At 43.6% G+C, this 18,016-nt stretch carries 11 protein-coding genes, 8 tRNA genes and 3 rRNA genes; all 22 read right to left on the reverse strand.

All coding sequences use genetic code 11. The features are described 5' to 3' along the window. Positions 1-110 precede the first annotated feature (110 nt). A complete protein-coding gene (gene rsmI, locus RBB56_RS08710; RefSeq protein ID WP_306722117.1) occupies positions 111-971 on the reverse strand; it encodes a 16S rRNA (cytidine(1402)-2'-O)-methyltransferase in 861 nt (286 codons plus the stop codon). Positions 972-1,014: 43 nt separating this feature from the next. After that, positions 1,015-1,752, reverse strand: coding sequence for a tRNA1(Val) (adenine(37)-N6)-methyltransferase (locus tag RBB56_RS08715; protein ID WP_306721985.1), 738 nt, complete (start codon positions 1,750-1,752; stop codon positions 1,015-1,017). Then, positions 1,742-2,650, reverse strand: coding sequence for a PSP1 domain-containing protein (locus tag RBB56_RS08720; RefSeq protein ID WP_306721986.1), 909 nt, complete (start codon positions 2,648-2,650; stop codon positions 1,742-1,744). The genes RBB56_RS08715 and RBB56_RS08720 overlap by 11 nt, the downstream gene beginning before the upstream one ends. Before the next feature lie 38 nt (positions 2,651-2,688). Beyond that, on the reverse strand, positions 2,689-3,711 hold the full coding sequence (locus RBB56_RS08725) for a DNA polymerase III subunit (RefSeq protein WP_306721987.1): 1,023 nt from the start codon (positions 3,709-3,711) through the stop codon (positions 2,689-2,691). Between the two features lie 65 nt (positions 3,712-3,776). Next, on the reverse strand, positions 3,777-4,217 hold the full coding sequence (locus RBB56_RS08730; protein WP_306721988.1) for a YaaR family protein: 441 nt from the start codon (positions 4,215-4,217) through the stop codon (positions 3,777-3,779). Between the two features lie 46 nt (positions 4,218-4,263). Continuing rightward, positions 4,264-4,851 (reverse strand): hypothetical protein, encoded by a 588-nt coding sequence (locus tag RBB56_RS08735; protein WP_331526810.1) that lies wholly within the window; start codon positions 4,849-4,851, stop codon positions 4,264-4,266. Positions 4,852-4,857: 6 nt separating this feature from the next. Then, positions 4,858-6,270 carry a pyruvate kinase gene (gene pyk, locus RBB56_RS08740; RefSeq protein WP_306721990.1) on the reverse strand — a complete coding sequence of 471 codons (1,413 nt, stop codon included), beginning with the start codon at positions 6,268-6,270 and terminating at the stop codon, positions 4,858-4,860. 60 nt (positions 6,271-6,330) lie between these two features. Beyond that, positions 6,331-7,791 carry an aminotransferase class I/II-fold pyridoxal phosphate-dependent enzyme gene (locus RBB56_RS08745; protein ID WP_306721991.1) on the reverse strand — a complete coding sequence of 487 codons (1,461 nt, stop codon included), beginning with the start codon at positions 7,789-7,791 and terminating at the stop codon, positions 6,331-6,333. Between the two features lie 4 nt (positions 7,792-7,795). After that, on the reverse strand, positions 7,796-8,389 hold the full coding sequence (locus RBB56_RS08750; RefSeq protein ID WP_306721992.1) for an HD domain-containing protein: 594 nt from the start codon (positions 8,387-8,389) through the stop codon (positions 7,796-7,798). Positions 8,390-8,443: 54 nt separating this feature from the next. Then, a complete protein-coding gene (locus RBB56_RS08755) occupies positions 8,444-9,838 on the reverse strand; it encodes a L,D-transpeptidase family protein (protein WP_306721993.1) in 1,395 nt (464 codons plus the stop codon). A 339-nt stretch (positions 9,839-10,177) separates the two neighbouring features. Beyond that, positions 10,178-10,250 (reverse strand) — tRNA-Lys (locus RBB56_RS08760). Between the two features lie 18 nt (positions 10,251-10,268). Further along, positions 10,269-10,341: transfer RNA gene (locus RBB56_RS08765), tRNA-Phe, on the reverse strand. A 6-nt stretch (positions 10,342-10,347) separates the two neighbouring features. Beyond that, positions 10,348-10,421 (reverse strand) — tRNA-Met (locus tag RBB56_RS08770). A 57-nt stretch (positions 10,422-10,478) separates the two neighbouring features. Continuing rightward, positions 10,479-10,560 (reverse strand) — tRNA-Tyr (locus RBB56_RS08775). Positions 10,561-10,602: 42 nt separating this feature from the next. Further along, positions 10,603-10,675 (reverse strand) — tRNA-Thr (locus RBB56_RS08780). 4 nt (positions 10,676-10,679) lie between these two features. Then, positions 10,680-10,752 (reverse strand) — tRNA-Val (locus RBB56_RS08785). A 22-nt stretch (positions 10,753-10,774) separates the two neighbouring features. Beyond that, a tRNA-Asp gene (locus RBB56_RS08790) sits at positions 10,775-10,848 on the reverse strand. A 154-nt stretch (positions 10,849-11,002) separates the two neighbouring features. Continuing rightward, a 23S ribosomal RNA gene (locus RBB56_RS08795) occupies positions 11,003-13,922 on the reverse strand. A gap of 435 nt (positions 13,923-14,357) precedes the next feature. After that, positions 14,358-14,475, reverse strand: a 5S ribosomal RNA gene (gene rrf, locus RBB56_RS08800). 103 nt (positions 14,476-14,578) lie between these two features. Further along, positions 14,579-16,207: ribosomal RNA gene (locus tag RBB56_RS08805) — 16S ribosomal RNA — on the reverse strand. The 16S, 23S and 5S rRNA genes sit together here with 7 tRNA genes alongside, the layout of an rRNA operon. A 796-nt stretch (positions 16,208-17,003) precedes the next feature. After that, positions 17,004-17,091, reverse strand: a tRNA-Ser gene (locus RBB56_RS08810). Between the two features lie 173 nt (positions 17,092-17,264). Beyond that, entirely contained in the window at positions 17,265-17,972 is a 708-nt protein-coding gene (locus tag RBB56_RS08815) for a lysophospholipid acyltransferase family protein (protein ID WP_306721994.1), read from the reverse strand. Positions 17,973-18,016 lie beyond the last annotated feature (44 nt).

Here is an 18,016-nt window from a genome sequence, read left to right on the forward strand (position 1 = left end):
TTTGATTTTCATAGTCCTTATTCTTACTACAATGTATTCAATCGTAGAATAATCGTGCAAAAAAAGAAGTAATAATATTGGATATATACGCATAAACTTAATATCTGTTATTATTCCAAAACCTTTTCATGGATTCCGTGAAGCATGGCATACACTTCCCGCTTCCCGATTCCTCTATCCTTCGCTGCCCGTTTCATCGCCTCTTTTCTATCTATTCCCTGACTTTCATAAAGCTTTACATGTTCTTCAATGGGCATCTCTTTCCAGCTAAGTGCTGCCTCTTCTTTCTTTTCCTCTAAGCTTTTACCTTCGATAACAAGTACATATTCTCCTCTGGGCTCATTTTCTTCATAAAAGGTAAGCGCTCCCTTAAGAGTCGTCGGCATTACCGTCTCAAACTTCTTAGTCAGCTCCCGGCAAATACTTATCTTACGCTCTCCCAGTGCTTCGTAAAGCTCTTGCAACGTCTTAATCAGATGATGCGGAGCCTCATAAATAATCATCGTACGGCTTTCATTCACCAATTCCCCTACGATTTCCCTTCTCTCCTTCTTATCAGAAGGTAGAAATCCCTCGAAACAGAACCGCCTTGTACTCAGTCCGGACAACGTAAGGGCCGTAATACATGCCGCAGCACCGGGGAGAGAAGTAACTGTAACGCCTGCCTCTTGGCAAAGAGCTACCAATGTTTCTCCCGGATCTGAGATTCCGGGAGTCCCTGCATCCGTAATAAGAGCAATCGACTTTCCTGACTGCATCTGTCCGATAAGATAATGTGCCTTCTCCACACGGTTATATTCATGATAACTCGTCATTGGCGTTTTTATCCCAAAATGATTCAACAGCTTAATGCTATTTCTCGTATCTTCGGCCGCGATTACATCCACCATCTTCAGGGTATCGATCACACGAAAAGTCATATCATCCAGATTTCCAATTGGTGTTGCACATAAATATAATAGACCAGCCATAGCGCCTCCTAATATGTAACAGTTCGTTATCTTCGCTGTTACTCTAATATCCATAAATATCATATATTTCTTGTGTATAAACTCCCGGCTCCTCGTAGACAATCAGCGGTTTCTCTACCGTGATACGAGGTTTTCCACCCCTGTTCGCTTCTATCAGCACCATATTTGGCTCTTTATCCACATACGGATATACAAGTTTCATTCTCTTAGGTTCCAATTTATAATCGTGGAGTAGTACCATAATTTCTGCCAACCGGAATGGCCTATGCACCATGAAAAAGTTTCCGCCGGGTTTTAACAGCTTGGCCGTCTGAGCAATTACATCCTCTAACGTGCATAATATCTCATGTCTCGCAATCGCTTTCGGACCTTCCGGGTTCTGAAGACCATGCTGCGATGTCATATAAGGAGGATTACATGTAATAACATCAAAAGAAGCAGCGTCGAATAACGTCCCTGCCTCTTTTAAATCTCCTTGTACAATCGAAATCTTATCCTGAAGATGATTCAGTGCTACGCTTCTTCGCGCCATGTCGGCACTTTCCTCTTGAATCTCCAGTCCGGTTAAATGAGCTGCTTTCGTCTTGGCTTCCATAAGTATAGGAATAATTCCTGTTCCTGTACCAAGATCCAATACCTTATCGTCCTCTTTCGCCCTGGCAAAACCGGATAAAAGAACGGCATCCATACCGAAACAGAACTTTTCAGGATTCTGAATGATCTTATAACCATTCCTTTGCAGCTCATCCAACCGCTCCTTCTCTTTTAGATTAATTGTCATCAAGCTTCGACTTCCCTTCCTGCTTTTCCAATCGCTCCAACGCCTTTAACTGCTCATCGCTCACATCCACTTTCGTATTCTTATGCTTTTTCCTGAACTTAAGCTGACCCACTTTGTATTCCTGAATTTCCTTTTCATCGGGCTTCTCAATCACTACTTTCACAAGCTGCCTTAAGACATTAACACTCAATACCTCCCCTTTGAATCCATCATCGGTTGTCACATAGTCACCCACGCTAGGCAATCTGCGGTTTAAGTCTTCGTAAGTCTCTTCTTCATTTTTCAGACAACACATCAGACGTCCACAAACTCCCGATATTTTTGTCGGATTCAAGGACAGATTCTGTTCCTTCGCCATCTTGATGGACACCGGTACGAACTCAGACAGGTATGTATGACAGCAAAGCGCTCTTCCGCATATGCCGATACCGCCTACAATCTTTGTTTCGTCCCTCACTCCGATCTGACGCAGTTCAATTCTTGTCTTAAAGACTGCCGCCAGATCCTTCACCAACTCACGAAAGTCAATCCTTCCGTCAGCAGTAAAATAAAACAATACTTTATTATTATCAAAAGTGTATTCAGCATCAATTAGCTTCATATCCAGCTCATGTTTTCTTATCTTCTCAAGACAGATACGGAATGCTTCTTTTTCCTTTACTTTATTCGTTTCTTCCTGTTCCCTATCCTTTGGTGTAGCGACGCGAAGCACTGGCTTTAGCGGCTGGATTACCTTACTGTCCTCTACTTCTCTGGGTTCTCCTATCACCGTACCATATTCAATTCCTCTGGCCGTCTCTACTATGACGTTCTCACCTTTTTTTATATCTAAACGTCCGGGGTCAAAAAAGTATATTTTTCCCGCCGTCCGAAAACGCACACCTATTACTTTTACCATCTAACAGTTTTCCTCCTGTCCTTTACAGCTCTCGGCTTTTATGAATTCTCCTTAATCGTCAGAAGAAGAAGTTCCATTGTTAAGTCGAAATTTACATTTGCATTCAGGCGGTTCTTTGCTTTCTCAAGAGCGGCTATCACCTTCTCGATTCCTTCATAAGCACTTCTGTCCGCCACTTTTCTAATATACTGTATTTCCTCCCTGAAAATCAAGTGGTTTGCATCGTTTGTAGCCTTAAACATCAGCACATCCCGATACCATATGGATAAGATATCCATATAATCATTCACATCGAATTTATATTCACTGATTTTCTTAATGGCTCCGACAATTTCATTTATTTCCATATCGTTAATATATTTAAGAAGTGTAACCGCTTCTTCTTTCACATGGTCGAATTCCTCGCTGGAGGCGAGCAGCTTCGCTTTACCAATATTACCTCTTGCGAAAGCCACACAGATATCCGCCTTATAATCGGGTACCTGCATCGTCTCCATCAGGAATCGTTTTACTTGTGTATCCTTTACCGGCTTCATATTCAATATGACACACCGACTAAGAATCGTAGTCAGAAGCGAATCCACATTTGTTGTCAAAATAATAATAACCGTATATTCCGGCGGCTCTTCCAATGTCTTCAACAGGGCATTCTGTGCCTGCACAGTCATCTTCTCGCCTTCACTTATAATATATATTTTACGCGGACTGCTATAAGGTTTAATCGCAACACTGCCATTCACCTGTCCACGGATATCTTCCACACCTATTGTTCCCGGCTTTTCATGCTGCACATAAATTACATCGGGTTGATTCCCTGTCGCCATCTGTTTGCACGAACGGCACTCACCGCAAGGCTCGAAACTACTTGCCAGATTATCTGATTCCTGAAGCGGCAGTCTTTCACATTGCAAAGCCGCTGCAAATATCTTTGCAACGAATTCTTTTCCGGAACTTCTCTCTCCATTGATAATGTACGCATGGGATACTTTATTTAATTTAAGGGCATTCTGCAAATGTTCTTTTAATTGCTCCTGCCCGATGATATCCGTAAATTTTGCCATGGAAACCTCCCGTTTTATCCTATTATATCGTAACAGTTCAGTACCCTCACTGTTATGTATGAAAATCAAGTAAATATATCCAAAAGTAATCCTCTGATTTCTCCTATCTTACTTAAGATACTCAGATTATCCTTTTCTTCCTTCACAAGTTCTTGTGCCAGCTCATCTAACTTTTCATCGATCAGTCGTACGATTCCGTACACCCTATGCCGTCCTCTTTTATCCAGGAAGTTCTCCCTGGAAAATTCATGGGAACGGCTTACCACCTCATTCATAAACTCCTTGATTAAGGTACGGTACTTTTTCATATCCTTTACATCACGGCGTTTCCCCAGCTTATCGCCCTGCATCGTGATTTCTTCCATAAGGGCCGTAAGCCTCGCCTGCAGTTCTTTTTCTTCGATCCGGCTGATAAGGGTGAATTTAAAAGTGCCATCCGTAGATTGTTGTTTTTCTGCAGGTTCTATTGGCATCTGATTCTGAATTTGATTTACTTTTATATCCATATTTGCACCCTTCTCCTTTCAGCCACGCCATTTTTCGAATATTTTCCTACAAGACTTCCATTAGGTAGTCTTTAATTTCTTCCAGACAGCGTTCTAAATCATCGTTATAAAATCTCCTGCCAATTCCTGACTCTTCTATCTTTTCCTCGCTGAAATCCTCACAATCTGCCAGAAATCTTCTACACAACTCTTCATACCCCGGATGCTCTTGCGTTATCTCACGCTCCAGTGCCCGCCTAAGCCTGATACCGTCCTCCACCTCGATCAGAACAGGAATCACATTGGCTCTCCCGAAAAATTCACATAGCCGAATATATGCCTCCAAAGTTCCGATAGATGCATAATTTCCACTTTGTAAATCGATATTCCCATCGTTTACCGTGAAGTATCTCCACAAACCGTAATAGGTATGATAGGACCGCTCCTCAATTACTTTTCCGGCATCCGCTAGTCTTTGATACTCTTTCTCATCAGTGAAGAAATATTCCACACCTTGCATCTCCCCCGCCCGAATCGGTCTGGTGGTATAAGGAACTACGGTACGAAGACCGAGTTCCTTATCCTCCAACAGACATTGAAAAACTGTATCTTTTCCAGTGGAGCTTTTCCCCATAAAACAGATAAACTTTCCCACTTTATTTTATACCTCAATAACACGAATCATATTGGTCTTTCCGGAGATTCCAAGCGGTACGCCTGCTGTTAATACAGCCACGTCTCCTCGTTCCACATATCCCAGCTTCTCAACCGCATGTGTAGCCTGTCCGAATAAATCGTCAGCATTGTCTTCTTTTTCAATCAATACGGGTACAACACCCCATGACAGATTGAGCTGTCTGCATACACGGGGATTTACCGCACATGCAATAACCGGACACTTCGGTTTATATCTGGATATCATACCTGCTGTAAATCCGGACATGGTAACCGTAATAATAGCCTTAGCATTCAAATCGGAAGCCGTAGTACAAGTAGCATGAGAAATCGCTGTCGTTACATCGGGTAATACAGCCTTTGCTCTCTTTCTCATTCGTGAATCATAGTCGATATCATTCTCAGTACGCTCTGCAATTTTAGCCATTGTCTTCACGGCTTCTATCGGATATAAACCGGCAGCCGTCTCACCGGAAAGCATAATTGCTGTCGTTCCATCATAAATAGCATTAGCAATATCTGTTGTCTCAGCACGGGTAGGTCTTGGGTTCTTAATCATAGATTCCAACATCTGTGTTGCCGTAATTACATGCTTACCATGTGCTTCTGCCAACTTAATCATCTGTTTCTGTATTACAGGTACTTCCTCGAGAGGTACCTCTACACCCATATCTCCTCTGGCAACCATAATACCGTCAGATACAGAAAGGATTTCCTCCAAGTTCTGAATACCTTGCATATTTTCAATCTTAGCAATTACCTTCATCATACTGTGGTGTTCGTCCAGAATCTTACGAATCTCCAACACATCTTCTTTCGTTCTCACAAATGATGCTGCAATAAAGTCATAACCCACTTCGCATCCAAAAATAATATCTGCTCTGTCAACATCACTGATATAAGGCATGGATAAAATAGCATTCGGAACATTCACCCCTTTATGATTGGATACAGGTCCGCCATTTACTACAGTGCAAAGAATCTCTTCCCCTCTAATATCAGCTACAAGCATTTCAATCAGACCATCATCGATAAGAATAGACATTCCTACTCTAATGTCGTTCTTCAGGTTTTTATAAGTGATAGACGCTTTCTTGGAGTCCCCGAGAATATCTTCTGTTGTCAGAGTAAAGGTTTGTCCTGTTACCAGCTCCGCCCTTCCATCCTTGAAATTACCAAGACGTATCTCCGGTCCTCTCGTATCGAGAAGTGTTCCTATAGGAAGTCTCAGTTCTTCGCTGATTCTAATTACTCTGGCTAACTTTTCCTTGTGCTCTTTATGTGTACCATGGGAGAAGTTAAAACGGGCTACGTTCATGCCTGCCAGCATCAACTCCCTTAATTTATCCTCGCTCTCGCTCGCTGGTCCGATTGTGCAGATTATTTTTGTTTTTCTCATTTTCATTTATCTCCTTTGATTATCTTAATTAACATTTTCATCACGGTACCGTTTTTATCGCTATGTACTGTCATATTGTAACACTTTAATCTTTCCATCCTCAACGCCGAGCATATTCAACTTCATATCCAACCCGGACTGCACGGCCTCTATTATTCCGTCATCTATTTTTTCTCCGGGTACCACTATCGGAATCCCCGGCGGGTATAAATTAAGAAATTCACAAGCAATCTGTCCTTTCGCTTCGCAAAGAGGAATAACATCATAGCCTTTTTCCTCAGATATCGCTATCGCTTTTGCAATGTTCATTACTGCTTCAGGACATCCCCTCTTCCTGTCTTTATTGAATTCATATTTTGGTTTTTTATTTTCCTCAAAATCCGATATACGTTGGTCAATCTCAAACAAAGAGCGAGCGAGCCTTTTCAACCCTTCCTCTGAATCCATTAATGAGGTTACAGCAAGCACATAGCACTCTGCCGCCATTTCCATTTGCAGATGGTACTCCTCTCTCAGAATATCATACAACTGCTGACCAGTTAACGCTCCGTCTTTTATCCCTATTACTATCTTGCCAGCTTCTATTGTTCTTATCTGTCCATCAGGCGCCAAAAAGCTGCTTGGAATCTCCAAATGCTTGCACGGCGCCATCTCTTTTATCAAATTTCTCCTCAGCCTTATAAGATGCTCTAGACGCGCATGTCCTTCTTCTCTCATTAGATTCATGGCCAGATCAATTGATGCCATAAGGACATAAGATGGGCTGCTTGTCTGGAATATCTTCAGGTATCTGCGAAGCCGTTCTCTATTAATCCTCTCCCCTGACACATGCAAAAGTGCTGTTTGGGTCATTGACGGAAGTGATTTATGAACACTGTGTATTACAAGATCCGCTCCCTGGCGTACTGCGTTCTCAGGCAATTCCTTATGGAAGCCGAAGTGAGCCCCATGAGCTTCATCTACAATAAGAGGTTTGCCGTATTCATGTACGATATTCGCTATTTCACTAATATTACTCGCAATACCTTCGTAAGTAGGAGAAGTAAGAATGACTGCTTCTATATCCGGAATTTCCTTAAGCATCCGCTCCACGCTTGCCGCGCTGATGGCATCTGCAATCCCATATCCCTCTATCATACCGGGGTACAGATAAGATACTTCCAATTCCTGAAGGTAAACAGCATAATACACCGACTTGTGGCAATTTCTTGCCATCAGAAGTCGGCCTCCTCTTTTTGTGGCTGCCATAATTGCGCTTAATACTCCACATGTACTTCCATTTACGAGGAAAAATGTCTCTTCCGAGCCGTAGAGCTTTGCTGCCTCCTGCTGCGCCTCCTTTATAATTCCTTCCGGCTGATGCAAATTATCAAATCCATCTATTTCTGTGATATCGATTCCATATGCTGCTTTAAGAGCATTCCCACCATAAAAGTCTTCCCTTCCCTTATGTCCCGGCATATGAAAAGGATAATAGTCAGAATCTCTATACTGTTCTAATTCTTTATATAAATTACTCAATTTCTTATCCTTGATATTGTACTTTGACAGGCTGTTGCTTCAACTGAATATCCTGTGAAAACTGGCGCTTCTTTCCACGCCCTTTATGGAAATGTATCGTTTCCAATAAGGAGCAGTATTTATCCGCAGTTGTTACAATCCATGCCTCACGGCACTGCGGCGGAATCACAGTAAGCGGCCACATATGCTTCCTTATAATGTCCTTCTCCCTTGCCGTAAGTTCATATTCCTCAGCAGCATTCTTAAGGGCGATACCCGGATGATAGAATCCATGAAGCCGTTTCATATTCTCACGATGCTTATCGTGCCAATCGTAGAGAAAATAATCGTGAAGCAAAGCACCGCGTATCAGCTCTCTTCGATTGCATCTAATCTTAAGCTTTTGGCTAATAGCCAGACTATATTTCGCCACATTAATACAATGATGGTTGACCGTCATATTCCCATGCTGAATATATTCATCCGTCTTTCGGAAATTATCAGAATCCAGTATATCTCCGCCATATTCTCTTAATAAACTATGGAGTTCTTTTTGTCTATGAAATGCCTTCCTGAATTTCTCTTTTTTCTTTTCAGTTCGCTTTATTTTACTCTTCATACGATATCCATTTCCACACTCTCTTACAAGATAAAATTCTTTCCAATCGCACTTTTAATAATAACACACAACAGGGAATCCGGTATATAGATATTCATAAATTATTTTCGCATTTTCTAATGGAAGATTAATACATCCATGAGAACCATTCGTCTGATATATCTCTCCGCCAAAGGTTCCTCTCCATGTGGCATCATGCATTCCGATATTTCCGTTGAAAGGCATCCAATAATTTACAGGGGTCTCGTAATCTTCTCCTCGAAGCACTGCATTTTTAGTCTTGTAAGTAAGCCCAAATACGCCGGCAGGTGTGTTCCATCCTCTCGAAGTATTTCCGGAAACAAAATCACTCTCCAAAACAACCTCACCATCTACATATAAATATAAGTGCTGCTTACCCAAGTCTATTTCTACATAGGTACTCCCTATATCATCCTTGCCGGATTGGGCTGCTGTGAAAGAATATTCCGGTTCCTTCTCCAGGATTTCCCCATTTTGTACTGCCGCAATCAAAGCCTCTACTTCTGCTTCTCGATTAGTTCTCCATCCGTAAGCACCGCTTCTTAACTCCAATTCCCTTCCATCACTTGTACGGAACATGCGGTTCTTCCCATATGTGTCATTCTCCTTCGAGCGCTCTACTACAAATTCTCGTATTTTCTCCTCATCCAAAGATACCTTATTTTTCTCCAGAACTACCCATTCAGAAATGAGATCGGCATCCACGATTACATTACTTCCATTCCAATTATAAGTAATCTTAGCGGAGACGTATTGATTAGCCTGATCCGCTAATTTCTTCAGCACTTCATCCTCCTTGACTACCAAGGGGAACTTATAACACTCCATCTCTTCGAGATTAATCTTTCTCTCCATGTTTCTGACGGCATCTTTAATTACTTCTTCCGTCCTGCCCTTTATTATCTCTGTACCCGGACTACTCTTTACTACCGTATATTTCTTTTCTTCCTCAAAATACGAGATATAGGCAGCATTCGGAGGCTTTATATTGTCAGATTGAAAAAAGGCAAGTGCTTGAATCCTTTCCTCAAGCATATCTTCATTATATTCCACTAATTGCGGTATGTCGTAGGAAAACTTTCTAAATATTCCTAAAATCCAAAACGCCGGATTCTGCTCCTGCTTAATCCCAAGCAATGTGTCGGTAAATATATATTCTACCTCTATATCAGCCAGCATAATCGTATCGTTCATGCTTTCCCGACCTTCAACCTCCAAAAAATACGTCTGAAGCTGTTGGCGAATCATATCCTCCGCTTCCATTGGTGTCTTATAACTATAATCACTGCCATTAATTATTGTTTGATAATAATAATGATCACTGAAAAACATGGCAAAACCAGCATAGGTAATCGCCGACAGAAAAACACATGATATTAGTGTAACAATTATCAGTTTTTTCCATACCGATTTCTTTTTTATTTCCATGCACTTCTCCTGTTACTCTTTTCTCTATTTGTATGCTAAACTTTCATAGAAATCAATTCATTTTATCATTTTCCGGCTAAATAATCAATGTTGCATATGGACAAATCCATAAGCATTTATCTCGTATTCATATACATTTTATCGTTTTATCGAAATAACTCTGTCCATTATTTTAAATATTATTCTATACAAAAAAGTCTTCACTTTTCAAGCGAACTATAAAAAGAAATATATGACGCTTTATTTCATTAACAACATTCTTTAATGTAACAAGGTCTTTCCTATAGAATAAAAAAAAGACTGTATTCAAACTTCTACGCTTGAATCAGCCTTCTCAGATGAGACATCGGGGATTCGAACCCCGGACAACTTGATTAAAAGTCAAGTGCTCTACCAACTGAGCTAATATCCCATTTTCTCTAAAAAATGATGCCCAGAGCCGGAATCGAACCAGCGACACGAGGATTTTCAGTCCTCTGCTCTACCAACTGAGCTATCTGGGCATTAAATAGCGGGGACAGGATTTGAACCTATGACCTTCGGGTTATGAGCCCGACGAGCTTCCAGACTGCTCCACCCCGCGTTATTCAATTATTTGGATTATATAATTATATGCAATCCTTTGGTAGTTAATACCAAATGGATGGAGGTGGATTCGAACCACCGAAGCAATTTGCAGCAGATTTACAGTCTGTCCCCTTTGGCCACTCGGGAATCCATCCATATATAAAAATATTTAGCCTTGATAAAATCAATTCATCAAAAGCCGATGATCGGACTCGAACCGATAACCTGCTGATTACAAATCAGCTGCTCTGCCAATTGAGCCACATCGGCAAAATGGGACCTATAGGGCTCGAACCTATGACCCTCTGCTTGTAAGGCAGATGCTCTCCCAGCTGAGCTAAGATCCCGCATTTCCATATATAATTCAACCGACCCGGATGGGACTCGAACCCACGACCTCCGCCGTGACAGGGCGGCGCTCTAACCAACTGAGCCACCGGGCCATAAAAATATAAACCAAAATGATTTATACCCTCAAAACCGAATACCTACAGACCTTCTTATGCTTCCATCTTCCGGTCCTTTCACTCTCTCATATCTTTTCATCCGTTTTTTCTTCTTTTGTAAGAGTGTTCTCCACTCTTTATCCCAGCCTATAAGGATAAGCCCTCGACCGATTAGTACTTATCAGCTGCACGTATTGCTACGCTTCCACCTTAAGCCTATCTACCTCGTGCTCTACAAGGGGTCTTACCATGATTAATTCATGGGGATATCTCATCTTGAGGGGGGCTTCACGCTTAGATGCCTTCAGCGTTTATCCCTGCCGGACTTGGCTACTCTGCCATAGGTCTGGTACCTAACAGATACACCAGCGGTCCGTCCATCCCGGTCCTCTCGTACTAAGGACAGCTCCTCTTAAATATCCTACGCCTGCGCCGGATAGGGACCGAACTGTCTCACGACGTTCTGAACCCAGCTCGCGTACCGCTTTAATGGGCGAATGTACCAACCCTTGGGACCTTCTACAGCCCCAGGATGCGATGAGCCGACATCGAGGTGCCAAACCACTCCGTCGATGTGAACTCTTGGGAGTGATAAGCCTGTTATCCCCAGGGTAGCTTTTATCCGTTGAGCGATGGCAATCCCACGTTATACCACCGGATCACTAAGTCCTAGTTTCCTACCTGCTCCACCCGTCGGTGTCGCAGTCAAGCTCCCTTATGCCTTTGCACTCTGCGAATGGTTTCCGACCATTCTGAGGGAACCTTTGAGCGCCTCCGATACCCTTTCGGAGGCGACCGCCCCAGTCAAACTCCCCGCCAGACATTGTCCCGGAACCAGTTTCATGGCTCTCGGTTAGAAATCCAATACGGTAAGGGTGGTATCCCAACAGCGGCTCCATAGAGACTGGCGTCTCTACTTCTTTGCCTCCCACCTATCCTGTACATACAGCATCGAATCCCAGTATCAAGCTGGAGTAAAGCTCCATGGGGTCTTTCCGTCCTGGCGCAGGTAACCAGCATCTTCACTGGTACTTCAATTTCACCGGGTGCATTGTTGAGACAGCGCTCAAATCATTACGCCTTTCGTGCGGGTCGGAACTTACCCGACAAGGAATTTCGCTACCTTAGGACCGTTATAGTTACGGCCGCCGTTTACTGGGGCTTAAATTCAAGGCTTCACGTTAGTTGACCTCTCCTCTTAACCTTCCAGCACCGGGCAGGCGTCAGCCCATATACTTCACCTTCCGGTTTTGCATAGACCTGTGTTTTTGCTAAACAGTTGCTTGAGCCTATTCTCTGCGGCCCCATCTCTGGGGCACCCCTTCTCCCGAAGTTACGGGGTCATTTTGCCGAGTTCCTTAACAATGCTTCTCCCGCCGGCCTTAGGATTCTCTCCTCATCCACCTGTGTCGGTTTACGGTACGGGTACAGGACGAACAATAGCAGCTTTTCTTGGCACATGGCCCGCATGCTTCGCTACTTCATTTCGCTCCGCATCACGCCTTTGGATTGATAAGGGGATTTGCCTCCTTATCTCCTACTTCGCTTGCACCGGCTTTTCCTTTTCCGGCCCATGCTTTCCACATGCGTCCCTACAGTTCTGTCATCCTGCAGTACAGGAATTTCCACCTGTTATCCATCGACTACGCATTTCTGCCTCGCCTTAGGCCCCGACTTACCCAGGGCAGATCAGCTTTACCCTGGAATCCTTGGATATTCGGCCAAGAGGATTCTCACCTCTTTCTCGCTACTCATTCCGGCATTCTCTCTTCCTGAAACTCCACGGCTCCTCACGGTACCGCTTCTTCGCTTCAGCAATGCTCCTCTACCAAGCATGCCTTACGCATGCTTCCTAAGCTTCGGTGGTGTGTTTCAGCCCCGGACATTTTCGGCGCAGGACCTCTCGACTAGTGAGCTATTACGCACTCTTTGAATGGATGGCTGCTTCTGAGCCAACATCCTAGTTGTCTTTGAAATCCCACATCCTTTTCCACTTAACACACACTTTGGGACCTTAGCTGTAGGTCTGGGCTCTTTCCCTTTTGACTGCCCAACTTATCTCGTGCAGTCTGACTCCCGTATAACATCTGTACGGCATTCGGAGTTTGATAACCTTCGGTAAGCTTTGACGCCCCCTAGGGTATTCAGTGCTCTACCTCCGCCAGATTCATACGAGGCTAGCCCTAAAGCTATTTCGAGGAGAACCAGCTATCTCCGGGTTCGATTGGAATTTCTCCCCTATCCACACCTCATCCCCACCCTTTTCAACGGATGTGGGTTCGGTCCTCCATTGCCTTTTACGGCAACTTCAACCTGGACATGGATAGATCACCCGGTTTCGGGTCTGCACATACTGACTATGGCGTCAACTTAGTTGACGTTTGGCGCCCTATTAAGACTCGGTTTCCCTTCGGCTCCACACCTTAAGTGCTTAACCTTGCCAGTATCCGCAACTCGCCGGACCGTTCTACAAAAAGTACGCGGTCCCACCTTAACGTGGTCCCACAGCTTGTAAACACAGGGTTTCAGGTTCTCTTTCACTCCCCTCCCGGGGTCCTTTTCACCTTTCCTTCACAGTACTATACACTATCGGTCACTGAGGAGTATTTAGCCTTACGGGGTGGTCCCCGCTCATTCCCACAAGGTTTCTCGTGTCTCGTGGTACTCTGGATCCTGCGCTGTCGCTTCCGGGTTCGCTTACGGGGCTTTCACCCTCTCTGGCTGGTCTTTCCAGGACCATTCTGCTTCCTTCTTCGAATCAGACTATGCAGTCCGAACCCCGGAGTGCACGCACTCCGGTTTGGGCTCTTTCCGGTTCGCTCGCCGCTACTTCGGAAATCACGGTTGTTTTCTTCTCCTCCGGCTACTTAGATGTTTCAGTTCACCGGGTTCCCTTCCTTACGCTATGTATTTACGTAAGGATACATAAGGTCTTCTTATGTGGGTTTCCCCATTCAGATATCTGCGGATCGTAGGATATTTGCTCCTCCCCGCAGCTTTTCGCAGCTTATCACGTCTTTCTTCGGCTCTCAGTGCCAAGGCATCCTCCCTGTGCTCTTTCTTGCTTAACCTTAATAAGTCAGAGCTTCCTGCACTCTATGAGTGCCCTCCCCTCTTTCTTACCGGACATCTAGCGTGATGTCCTCGGCTGGTCCGCTGTCCTCATACATCGATCCTTAAATCGACCTATCATTTCAGCTCTTCTCATGAAAGGCAGTCGTCCTGTCTTTCCATCAGAAGGTAAATCTATTTGAGTTCTAAACTCATTGTTTGGCCATCGTAACTTTCATCACGATGGACCTCGGATGTCTTTGATACTTGATTGTTTTTTGGTATTCGGTTTTCAAGGTACAAATTTGTCTGTTATGACACTTGACTGTTTTATCAGCCATTAAAAATTAAAAGTTATTTTAATCTTTAATCACTGGTAAAACCAGTTTATGAAATTTGATTGAAATCCAAACTTCATTTTATATGAAAGCCTTTAGGCTTTATTTACATAATTAATCTGGCAGCCACCTGCTCTCCCATGCCGTCTCCAGCATAGTACCATCGGCCGCTTAAGTCTTAACCTTCGTGTTCGGGATGAGAACGGGTGTCTCCCCTAAGCGCATCGCCACCAGATATGTTTCTGAGTATTCTCTACTCATTCGCTTCGATTCTTAGTGCTTTCCCACTCTTCCTCAACAGCTAAACAGTAATGCAACCCCTACTTCTTCTTCCTTAGAAAGGAGGTGATCCAGCCGCACCTTCCGATACGGCTACCTTGTTACGACTTCACCCCAGTTATCAGACCTGCCTTCGGCTGCTCCTTCCCTCATCGCTGAGCACGACCGACACGTATCTTTTTTTCTCGAATATAACGAAACTCTCTTTGTTCCTTTCGTTATCTCCTGATACGGTCATGCTTACCGATGAGGGTTAGGTCACAGACTTCGGGCATTTCCGACTCCCATGGTGTGACGGGCGGTGTGTACAAGACCCGGGAACGTATTCACCGCGACATTCTGATTCGCGATTACTAGCGATTCCAGCTTCATGTAGTCGAGTTGCAGACTACAATCCGAACTGAGACGTGTTTTTTGGGATTTGCTCCAGGTCACCCCTTCGCTTCCCTCTGTTCACGCCATTGTAGCACGTGTGTAGCCCAAATCATAAGGGGCATGATGATTTGACGTCATCCCCACCTTCCTCCGGGTTATCCCCGGCAGTCTCTCTAGAGTTCCCATCTTACTGCTGGCTACTAAAGATAAGGGTTGCGCTCGTTGCGGGACTTAACCCAACATCTCACGACACGAGCTGACGACAACCATGCACCACCTGTCTCCAATGCCCCGAAGGGAACATACATTACATATGCTGTCATTGGGATGTCAAGACTTGGTAAGGTTCTTCGCGTTGCTTCGAATTAAACCACATGCTCCACCGCTTGTGCGGGTCCCCGTCAATTCCTTTGAGTTTCATTCTTGCGAACGTACTCCCCAGGTGGATTACTTATTGCGTTTGCTGCGGCACCGAAGGCTTATAAGCCCCCGACACCTAGTAATCATCGTTTACGGCGTGGACTACCAGGGTATCTAATCCTGTTTGCTCCCCACGCTTTCGAGCCTCAACGTCAGTTACAGTCCAGTAAGACGCCTTCGCCACTGGTGTTCCTCCTAATATCTACGCATTTCACCGCTACACTAGGAATTCCTCTTACCTCTCCTGCACTCTAGCCAGGCAGTTTCCAAAGCAGTCCCGGGGTTGAGCCCCGGGCTTTCACTCCAGACTTGCCCTGCCGTCTACGCTCCCTTTACACCCAGTAAATCCGGATAACGCTTGCCCCCTACGTATTACCGCGGCTGCTGGCACGTAGTTAGCCGGGGCTTCTTAGTCAGGTACCGTCATTTTCTTCCCTGCTGATAGAGCTTTACGTACCGAAATACTTCTTCACTCACGCGGCGTCGCTGCATCAGGGTTTCCCCCATTGTGCAATATTCCCCACTGCTGCCTCCCGTAGGAGTTTGGGCCGTGTCTCAGTCCCAATGTGGCCGGTCACCCTCTCAGGCCGGCTACTGATCGTCGCCTTGGTGGGCCTCTACCCCACCAACTAGCTAATCAGACGCGGGTCCATCCTGTACCACCGGAGTTTTTCACACTGCTTCATGCGAAGCTGTGCGCTTATGCGGTATTAGCACCTATTTCTAAGTGTTATCCCCCGGTACAGGGCAGGTTGCCCACGCGTTACTCACCCGTCCGCCACTAAGTTATATATCTTCCATCCGAAAACTTCCATTATATAACTCCGTTCGACTTGCATGTGTTAGGCACGCCGCCAGCGTTCATCCTGAGCCAGGATCAAACTCTCATGTTAAAGTTTGCCCGGTCCAAAATCAACTTTGGCTTTAAATCCTTGCTAATTTTTTCCCGTAATCTCACATCTGCTCCTTGCGGTGCTTCTGTGCGATTCTTTTACTGTTTTTTAGGTTGTTCTTCTGAATTTTCTCTTTGGGCTCTTTCTGCAAAAGCAGAGGCCCGTTTTAGAATTTTCAGGGTTGCATTACTGTTTACTTGTCAAGGTTCTGTGTTTCTTAAGTTCGGTTTGTTTTGTCTTTCGTTTCAGACGCAACTTTGATATCTTATCATGTGCATTTCGGAAAGTCAATACCTTTTTGAACTTTTTTGAAACTTTTTCTTTTTTAACTCGTCCATCGTTTTTGACGACGTGTTTTATTGTAGCACCATTCGCTATCAATTGTCAAGCAATATTTTGTATTTTTTTATTATTTATAATCAAGTATAATATATTAAATACAAATCACTTTTTAATTGTCATTTGAAGAACAACTTCCGATTTGACAGGTTATTTCTCCAACAAATCTTGCTCTTTTCTGCAAGGTGCTTTGCTAGTATACTCAAATTTTTGACAAATGTCAACACCTTTTTAATACTTTTATTTCAAAAAAGGAATTGTAGCATAAATGCACTATTTTAGAAGTACAGCCATAGTGTATCCACAATATTACTTTATAAACTCTGAGGCTTATCTTTAATGTATATTTATATAATTATATAATTAAGAAATAACAGCATTACCATTTTCGAGATTTATCATTATATGCAAAAAGAAGTATCGCTCACGATACTTCTTTCGGGTTTTGGTAATTAAGCGGAGAAAGAGGGATTTGAACCCTCGCGCCGCGCAAGCGACCTACACCCTTAGCAGGGGCGCCTCTTCAGCCTCTTGAGTATTTCTCCATAATCTGAATTTCCTTACGCAATTTTATTAAAACAAATTCACGCTTACCAATATTAAGTTTGCGTCAATTGATAACGCAAGTGTTATTATACCTAAGTGCCTTTTATTTGTCAATTAATTTTTCAAACTTATTTCTGTCTTTTTCTACCCCTCACTTATTGGCCCCTTCTCACTATATATATTGAGCCATGGCCTTTTCTATACGGCATTTTACTTCTGCTGCTATTTCTACCGTCTTCATATCTTTATACTCTTCATAATATAGAGGAGGCAGATATATAATCTTAACTGTTAGTGCCTTTATAGACTTTTCATCGAAAGGCTTAAATGCATCGATTAGAACACAGGGGACGATTGGGCATTTTGCTTTAACTGCACTCTTAAAGCTTCCCCCTTTAAAATTCAGAAGTTGATTACCCTGACGGCTTCTCGTCCCTTCCGCAAAAATAAGAAAGTTCCTGCCAGTCTTAACCTCCTGCGTTACCTGCTGTATCACTTGCATGGACTGACGTATATCTTCCCTATCTATGGCAATAGAGCCGAGCGCTTCTACTACTTGTTTCAATAATATGATATTTCTTGCTTCTTTTTTAATGACAAACGCAAAGGGCACCGGGCAAGATTCCAAAATAGCGAGCATATCATACAATCCCTGGTGATTGGGAAAAAGTATAAATCCATTTTCTTTTGGTATGTTTTCCAAACCATAGGATTCTATTTTAACTTTTCCTGCCCTATTTGCTGCTTTAGTCGTCCGTTTCACAATCGCATATGAATCTTCGTAAGTCTTCTTTGGATTCTTACCATACCACCATATTAGAAATAGGTAGTAAGGAGTTTTTAGGAACAGCCTTACGGCCATCATTATAATTCTATACATAATTTATTTATTCTCTTTCCGCCATTACAATACAGGCAGCTTAT

This window comes from Kineothrix sp. MB12-C1 (assembly GCF_030863805.1).
In the GTDB taxonomy this organism is placed as follows: domain Bacteria; phylum Bacillota; class Clostridia; order Lachnospirales; family Lachnospiraceae; genus Kineothrix.

What these genes read in the sequence shown, in the direction of transcription:
- RBB56_RS08750 (WP_306721992.1), bottom strand. Translation starts at nt 8,389, where the DNA reads ATGAAGAGTAAAATAAAGCGAACTGAAAAGAAAAAAGAGAAATTCAGG.
- RBB56_RS08815 (WP_306721994.1), bottom strand. Translation starts at nt 17,972, where the DNA reads ATGTATAGAATTATAATGATGGCCGTAAGGCTGTTCCTAAAAACTCCT.
- rsmI (WP_306722117.1), bottom strand. Translation starts at nt 971, where the DNA reads ATGGCTGGTCTATTATATTTATGTGCAACACCAATTGGAAATCTGGAT.
- RBB56_RS08715 (WP_306721985.1), bottom strand. Translation starts at nt 1,752, where the DNA reads ATGACAATTAATCTAAAAGAGAAGGAGCGGTTGGATGAGCTGCAAAGG.
- RBB56_RS08720 (WP_306721986.1), bottom strand. Translation starts at nt 2,650, where the DNA reads ATGGTAAAAGTAATAGGTGTGCGTTTTCGGACGGCGGGAAAAATATAC.
- RBB56_RS08725 (WP_306721987.1), bottom strand. Translation starts at nt 3,711, where the DNA reads ATGGCAAAATTTACGGATATCATCGGGCAGGAGCAATTAAAAGAACAT.
- RBB56_RS08755 (WP_306721993.1), bottom strand. Translation starts at nt 9,838, where the DNA reads ATGGAAATAAAAAAGAAATCGGTATGGAAAAAACTGATAATTGTTACA.
- RBB56_RS08730 (WP_306721988.1), bottom strand. Translation starts at nt 4,217, where the DNA reads ATGGATATAAAAGTAAATCAAATTCAGAATCAGATGCCAATAGAACCT.
- pyk (WP_306721990.1), bottom strand. Translation starts at nt 6,270, where the DNA reads ATGAGAAAAACAAAAATAATCTGCACAATCGGACCAGCGAGCGAGAGC.